The sequence below is a fragment of the Novosphingobium sp. genome (genome assembly GCF_027486195.1).
GTDB lineage: Bacteria > Pseudomonadota > Alphaproteobacteria > Sphingomonadales > Sphingomonadaceae > Novosphingobium.
Genome location: NZ_JAIXPP010000041.1, coordinates 48,705 through 55,230 on the forward strand (window position 1 = coordinate 48,705; position 6,526 = coordinate 55,230).

Annotated in this window: 7 protein-coding genes; 1 reads left to right on the forward strand and 6 read right to left on the reverse strand. The window is 63.3% G+C overall.

Translation table 11 applies throughout. From position 1 onward, the window contains the following. Positions 1-151: 151 nt before the first annotated feature. Together Q0071_RS08210 and leuA are read right to left on the reverse strand one after the other, a co-directional pair. On the reverse strand, positions 152-577 hold the full coding sequence (locus Q0071_RS08210) for a hypothetical protein (RefSeq protein ID WP_298167252.1): 426 nt from the start codon (positions 575-577) through the stop codon (positions 152-154). A gap of 210 nt (positions 578-787) precedes the next feature. After that, entirely contained in the window at positions 788-2,458 is a 1,671-nt protein-coding gene (leuA, locus tag Q0071_RS08215) for a 2-isopropylmalate synthase (protein WP_298167255.1), read from the reverse strand. Positions 2,459-2,653: 195 nt separating this feature from the next. On the opposite strand from leuA, the gene Q0071_RS08220 reads away from it, so the two are divergent. Next, a complete protein-coding gene (locus Q0071_RS08220; protein WP_298167258.1) occupies positions 2,654-3,793 on the forward strand; it encodes an epoxide hydrolase family protein in 1,140 nt (379 codons plus the stop codon). 65 nt (positions 3,794-3,858) lie between these two features. On the opposite strand, the gene Q0071_RS08225 is transcribed toward Q0071_RS08220, so the two are convergent. The 4 genes from Q0071_RS08225 to ilvN form a co-directional block, all read right to left on the reverse strand. Further along, the gene (locus Q0071_RS08225) at positions 3,859-4,524 is read right to left on the reverse strand and encodes a YceI family protein (RefSeq protein WP_298167261.1); all 666 of its coding nucleotides are present in this window, start codon (positions 4,522-4,524) and stop codon (positions 3,859-3,861) included. 70 nt (positions 4,525-4,594) lie between these two features. Further along, positions 4,595-4,888 (reverse strand): I78 family peptidase inhibitor, encoded by a 294-nt coding sequence (locus Q0071_RS08230; protein ID WP_298167264.1) that lies wholly within the window; start codon positions 4,886-4,888, stop codon positions 4,595-4,597. Between the two features lie 151 nt (positions 4,889-5,039). Beyond that, a complete protein-coding gene (gene ilvC / locus Q0071_RS08235) occupies positions 5,040-6,059 on the reverse strand; it encodes a ketol-acid reductoisomerase (protein WP_298167267.1) in 1,020 nt (339 codons plus the stop codon). A gap of 179 nt (positions 6,060-6,238) precedes the next feature. Beyond that, positions 6,239-6,526 (reverse strand): acetolactate synthase small subunit (gene ilvN, locus Q0071_RS08240; protein ID WP_298167271.1); only part of this gene is annotated, 288 nt, incomplete at its 5' end.

The window sequence follows — 6,526 nt, forward strand, 5'->3', positions numbered from 1 at the left end:
AGGCCGGGGCCTCCGCTCGCTGAAACGGTAGCGGATGGAACAATCAGCTGGATCGGAAATACGGTTCAAAGAGCAGCGTGAAAGATGCTGCAGGTTGGCGTGTGTAGGAAAGGGATTTGTGGGCAGCATGGCACCCGCACAAACATGGCATTCAGCGGGCCGTTCGCTTCATTCCCCACTTGCGCGCAAGATAGCTCTGCAGCTTGCCAGCCTCATCTGATCCCCGGAAGGAATTGTAGTAGAACCTCACATGAAATTCTGCTTCCGAGGTGGCGTTGATCAACCTGACAAGGGTTGTGCGACCGCAGGACGAAATGCGGCTTATGGGCCGTACTCCAAACGAGTCTGATGCCATCATCGACTCCATTCTCAGTACGGTGCCGTCTCTGTTCGCGAAGGCCGACAAATCAGTGAGCAGTGGGCCAAGCCGATCCTTGCCAAGCACCAGAATGCCAGAACCACTTTCAGCGTAGAAGATGCCGCAGGTGTTACGAGATCCGGCGAAGTAGCCGGCAAAACCGATGACCGTCAGCGCGGCAACCACTGTTTTGATGCCGACTTTCCTTGTCGAACGCATGATCTTTGCCCCTCTCCCAACCCTCTCCCCTCAAGGGGAGAAGGGTTCGGCCCGTTGCCATAGCGGTGCACCGGAAAGGTTTCGGGATGCAAGGGCGATGGCACTTGCCCGCCGGAGGCATCTTTCTTTGGCGGTTGCGAAGCAATCCGGCGCGGCGTTTGGCCGCTCTGGATTGCTTCGCTACGCGCGCAATGACGAGAGTGGGGGGAGTTATCCCGCCGCGTTCGCTGCGCTGAGGATCGCTCGGACGCTGGCGGTGGCGACGTCTTCGTCGATGCCGACGCCCCAGATGACTTTGCCATCGGGGCCGGTGCATTCGACGTAGGCGGCGGCGCGGGCGTCGCTGCCGGCCTGGAGGGCATGTTCGGCGTAGTCGCGCACGTCGATGCTGATGCCGAAGCCGTCCTTGAGTGTAGCGACAACCGAGGAGATCAGGCCGTTACCGCGCCCGGAGACCGAGCGGACTTCGCCATCGACAGCGATCTTGCCGGCGAAGACGCGGGTGCCGTCGGGCGCGCGGGCCTCCTCGTAGTCGACGAGGGTGAAGCGCTGCTCGCCTTCGAGGTGGTAGGTCTTCTGGAACACGGCCCAGATATCGCCGGCCTGCAGTTCGCGTCCGACTTCATCGGCGAGGTCCTGCACGTGGCGCGAGAAGTGGGCCTGCATCTTCTTGGGCAGCTTGAGGCCCTGATCCTGCTCGAGCACCCAGGCGAAGCCGCCTTTGCCGGACTGCGAGTTGACGCGGATGACCGCTTCGTAGCTGCGGCCGAGATCGGCGGGGTCGATTGGCAGGTAGGGGACCGCCCACAGTTCATCGTTCTGGGTCTCGCGCGCGGCAAAGCCCTTCTTGATCGCGTCTTGATGGCTGCCGGAGAAGGCGGTGAACACGAGATCGCCGCCATAGGGGTGGCGCGGGTGGACGGGGAGCTGGTTGCAGTACTCGACCGTCTGGATGACCTTGTCGATGTCGGAGAAATCCAGCTCCGGATCAACACCTTGCGTGTACAGGTTGAGCGCGACGGTGACGAGGCAGCAATTGCCGGTGCGCTCGCCGTTGCCGAACAGGCAGCCCTCGACGCGGTCCGCACCGGCCATGAGGCCCAGTTCGGCGGCAGCGACGCCGGTGCCGCGATCGTTGTGGGTGTGGAGGCTGATCACCGCGCGGTCGCGGTTCGGCAGGTTGCGGCAGAAGTATTCGATCTGGTCGGCGTAGATATTGGCCGTCGCCGCCTCGACCGTCGCGGGGAGGTTGAGAATGATCGGCTTTTCGACTGTCGGCTGCAGGACTTCCATCACCGCCTCGCAGCATTCGATGCTGAAATCGAGTTCGGCGGTGGAGAAGGTCTCGGGGCTATATTCGAAATGCCAGTCCGTCTGCGGGAAGCGGGCGGCCTGATCGCGCAGGAAAGTCGCACCTGCGCGGGCGATTTCCTTGATCTCGGCCGGTTCCATGCCGAACACGACCTTGCGCCACAGCGGCGAGACCGCGTTGTAGACGTGGACGATGGCCTGCTTGGCGCCGGCGAGGCTTTCGAACGAAGTCTTGATCAGGTCTTCGCGCGATTGGGTGAGGATCTGGACGAAGACATCATCCGGAATGCGGCCGGAATCGACCAGCCCGCGGATGAAATCATACTCGGTCGCGCCTGCGCTGGGGAAACCGACTTCGATTTCCTTGAGGCCGAGGCTGAGCAGCAGATCGAAGAAGCGCGACTTCTTGTCCGCATCCATCGGATCGATCAGCGATTGGTTGCCATCGCGCATATCCGTTGAGAGCCAGCGAGGGGCCTGCGTGATCGTGCGCGACGGCCACTGGCGGTTTTCCAGCGGGACCTGCGGGAAGGGGCGGTACTTGACCGAGGGATTCTTCATCATGGACATGGGATGGCTTTCGGATCTGGCAATTGCGACTTCATGACGGGAGACCCTTGGGCGCTGAAGGCGCGCCTATCGGCCGCCTTGCTTCACGCCCAAGGGCGGATAAGTCGCAGGGTAAGGTCCAGAGCGCGGATCATGTGTTTAGCCTATGGTGAAAGGCGCTGCGCTTGTCCAGAATGAATGCAAAGGGAGAGCATGATGTCTGAAGCTGTCGAGCCGTTTGAATACCGCGTCCCGCAGGCGGCGCTGGATGATCTGCATGCGCGGCTCGATATGGCGCGCTGGCCGGAAAAGGAAGCGGTGGACGACTGGACGCAAGGCGTGCCGCTGGCGGCCTTGCAGGATTTCGTGCGCTATTGGCGGCATGAGTATGACTGGCGCAAGTGCGAGGACTGGCTGAACGGGCTGGGGCTCTTCACCACAACCATCGATGGGGTGGCGATCCGGTTTCTGCATGTGAAATCGAAGCATGCGGATGCTGCGCCGCTGATCATGACCCATGGGTGGCCGGGCTCTATCCTCGAGTTTCGCGGCGTGATCGACGCGCTGACTGATCCGGAAGCGCATGGGGGGAAGGCTGATGATGCCTTCCATCTGGTGATCCCGTGCCTGCCGGGCTTCGGGCTTTCGGGGAAGCCGGAGAAGCACGGCTGGGGCGTCGAGAAGATCGCGCAGGCCTGGGGCGTGCTGATGGCGCGGCTGGGCTATGCGCGGTGGTTTGCGCAAGGGGGCGACTGGGGCTCCATCGTGACGACGCAGATCGGCATTCAGGCGATCGAAGGCTGTACGGGCATCCACCTCAACATGCCGATTTCGCGGCCGCTGCCGGAAGATATGGCCAACCCTTCGCCGGCGGAGCTCAAGGCGCTGGGCGCGCTGAAGTACTATCAGGATTGGGATTCGGGCTATTCCAAGGAGCAATCCACCCGGCCGCAGACGATCGGCTATTCGCTGGTCGATTCGCCAGTGGGGCTGGCGGGCTGGATCTATGAAAAGATGTGGGCCTGGACCGACAACGACGGCATGCCCGAAAGCGCGCTGAGCCGGGACGCGATGCTCGACAATATCATGCTCTATTGGCTGCCGGCGGCGGGCGGTTCTTCGGCGCGGCTCTATTGGGAGAGCTTTGGCAGCGCGGGTGGCGGGGATATCGCCATGCCGATGGCGGTAAGCGCATTCCCCAAGGAAGTGCTACCGACGCCGCGCAAGTGGATGGAGCGGCACTGCGCGAATATCGTCCACTGGGGCGAGATGGCCAAGGGCGGGCACTTCGCCGCGTGGGAGCAGCCCGCAGCTTTCGTGGGAGAACTGCGGACTGCGTTTGCGCTGATGCGGTAGCGCGGCGCACCCTCACCCAGCCTCCCCCGAACGGGGGAGGGGCCGGTCGGGTATCTGGGCAGCGGTTACTTCTTCTCGAAGGCGATGGTGATTTCGAGCTTCACTTCGTCGGCCACCAGCGGGGCGAAGAAGCCGAGGCCGAAATCGCTGCGCTTGATCGTGGATTCGCCGTGGAAGCCGATTGTGGCTGCCTTGTTGAAGAAATTGGTGCCTGCGCCGCTGAACTTCGCGGTGAACGTGGCGGGCTTGGTGACGCCATTGAGTGTGAGGTTACCCTCGATCGTAGCGCTCAGGCCGTCTGCGCCGGGGATCACCTTGGTCGAGACGAAGACGGCGTCCGCCGCGTTGGCGCCAAAGAAATCGGCCTTGCCGCCATCGGCACCGGGCTTGAGGAGGTGCGCGGTGAGCGCCTGATCGACCGTGACGACCTTCGAGACCGGGATCGTCGCGGTCAGTTTCGCGGCTGCGGGATTGGCGGGATCGAACGTCATCGAACCGCCGAGCTGGCCGAACAAGCCGAAATAATCGTTGAAACCGAGATGGTTCACCCGCCACGCGATCATCGAGTGGGTGGCATCGACGGTGTAGTTACCGGCGGTGACGCGCGACTTGTCGAGCGTGCCCGGGGGCGTGCTGGGCATCTGCGAGAGCGACGGCGCGGCGAGCGCGGCCAGCGCGAGGGGCAGGGCGAGCGTCAGGGTGGTGCGTGCGGCGCGGGGGAAGCGGATCACGGGCGATCTCCGGTGCGAGTGTGCCGGAGTGGCTGCCACAGCAGGATGGCTGATGGCAAGCGCGTCGCGATCAGCCGCAGCGCATGACGGCTATGCGCCCGGTCTCGTCGATGATCACATTGAGCCGATCGGGATTCTGATCGAGCGTGATGGCCTGCCCAGGGGCGATCCAGCGGACGGGGTGAGGGCGGGCAACCTGGCCCACGGTGCTGCGCACCTCGGCAATGGCCCGTGCGCCCACAAAACGGGCGGTGAGAGCAAGGCTGCAGGTATCGGGGGCTACGGGTTCTGCCTTCAGGGGCAGGGCTGATGCGGCGCACAGCGGCAGCAATGCGAGCGCCGCCGCGCCAGACCGAAACGTCATTTCTGTGAATTCCCCGATACTTCGAAATTGCCCGATACTTCGAAACTGGAGGTATCGGCTTGGGGGTAAATCCACAATCGCCGGTGGGCGGTTTCCTTATGTCGTTCGTCGAAGGGCGGACCGTATGGGTCCGCCCTTCCGCATTTTCGGATCAGTTCTTGGCCTTGTCGACCAGCTTGTTGGCGCCGATCCACGGCATCATCGCGCGCAGCTGGGCACCGGTCTTCTCGATCGGGTGGGCTGCCGCGGCCTTGCGGGCGGCCTTCAATTCCGGCTGGCCGGCGCGGTTGTCGAGCACGAACGACTTCACGAAGCGGCCCGACTGGATGTCGGCCAGAACGCGCTTCATTTCGGCCTTGGTCTCGTCGGTGATGATGCGCGGACCCGTGGTGATGTCGCCGTATTCGGCGGTGTTCGAGATCGAGTAGCGCATGTTGGCGATGCCGCCTTCATAAAGCAGGTCGACGATCAGCTTGGTTTCGTGGAGGCACTCGAAATAGGCCATTTCGGGGGCGTAGCCGGCTTCGACCAGCGTCTCGAACCCGGCCTGGATCAGGTGGGTGATGCCGCCGCACAGCACGGCCTGCTCGCCGAACAGGTCGGTCTCGCACTCTTCCTTGAAGTTCGTCTCGATGATGCCTGAACGCCCGCCGCCGACGCCGCTCGCATAGGCGAGGCCGACATCATGCGCGTTGCCGGTTGCGTCCTGATGGACGGCGATGAGGCAAGGGACGCCGCCGCCGCGCACGTATTCGCTGCGGACGGTGTGGCCGGGGCCCTTGGGCGCGATCATGATCACGTCGATATCCGCGCGCGGCTCGATCAGGCCGAAGTGGACGTTGAGGCCGTGGGCGAAGGCGAGCGCGGCGCCGGGCTTCATGTTGGCATGAAGGTCTTCGGCGTAGATCGCTGCCTGATGCTCATCGGGTGCGAGGACCATGAGGATATCGGCCCAGGCTGCGGCTTCGGCGTTCGAGAGGACCTTGAAGCCGGCGGCTTCGGCCTTCTTGGCAGTGGCCGAACCGGCACGCAGTGCGATGGCGACGTCCTTGACGCCGCTGTCACGCAGGTTCTGGGCATGGGCGTGGCCCTGCGAGCCATAACCGAGGACAGCGATCTTCTTGTCCGTGATGAGGTTCAGATCGCAATCGGCGTCGTAATAGACCTTCATAGTATGCTTCCCTCGCGTCTTGGGCGTCATGCTGAACTTGGTTCAGCATCCATCTTTCCGCCCGCGCTGTGGCCTTCCGTAAGAAGACCGTGCTTGCGGCACGATGGACCCTGAAACAAGTTCAGGGTGACGGGTGTTTGGTGGTTCGGTTGCTGTTGGTTCTCGAATTTCCGTAATCTCTAAGCCGCCTGAGCGCCGCGGATCATGCCGACGATGCCGGTGCGGCCGACCTCGACGAGGCCGAGTTCCTTCATCAGGCTGACGAAGCTGTCGATCTTCTCGGGCGCGCCGGTCAGTTCGAAGACGAAGCTGCCGGTGGTGGTGTCGACCACCTTGGCGCGAAACACATCGGCAAGGCGCAGCGCCTCGACGCGGTTCTCGCCCTTGCCCGCGACCTTGATGAGCGCCAGCTCGCGCTCGACGTAAGGGCCGACTTCGGTGAGATCGACGACCTTGTGGACGGGCAC

What these genes read in the sequence shown, in the direction of transcription:
- Q0071_RS08210 (WP_298167252.1), bottom strand. Translation starts at nt 577, where the DNA reads ATGCGTTCGACAAGGAAAGTCGGCATCAAAACAGTGGTTGCCGCGCTG.
- leuA (WP_298167255.1), bottom strand. Translation starts at nt 2,458, where the DNA reads ATGTCCATGATGAAGAATCCCTCGGTCAAGTACCGCCCCTTCCCGCAG.
- Q0071_RS08220 (WP_298167258.1), top strand. Translation starts at nt 2,654, where the DNA reads ATGTCTGAAGCTGTCGAGCCGTTTGAATACCGCGTCCCGCAGGCGGCG.
- Q0071_RS08230 (WP_298167264.1), bottom strand. Translation starts at nt 4,888, where the DNA reads ATGACGTTTCGGTCTGGCGCGGCGGCGCTCGCATTGCTGCCGCTGTGC.
- ilvC (WP_298167267.1), bottom strand. Translation starts at nt 6,059, where the DNA reads ATGAAGGTCTATTACGACGCCGATTGCGATCTGAACCTCATCACGGAC.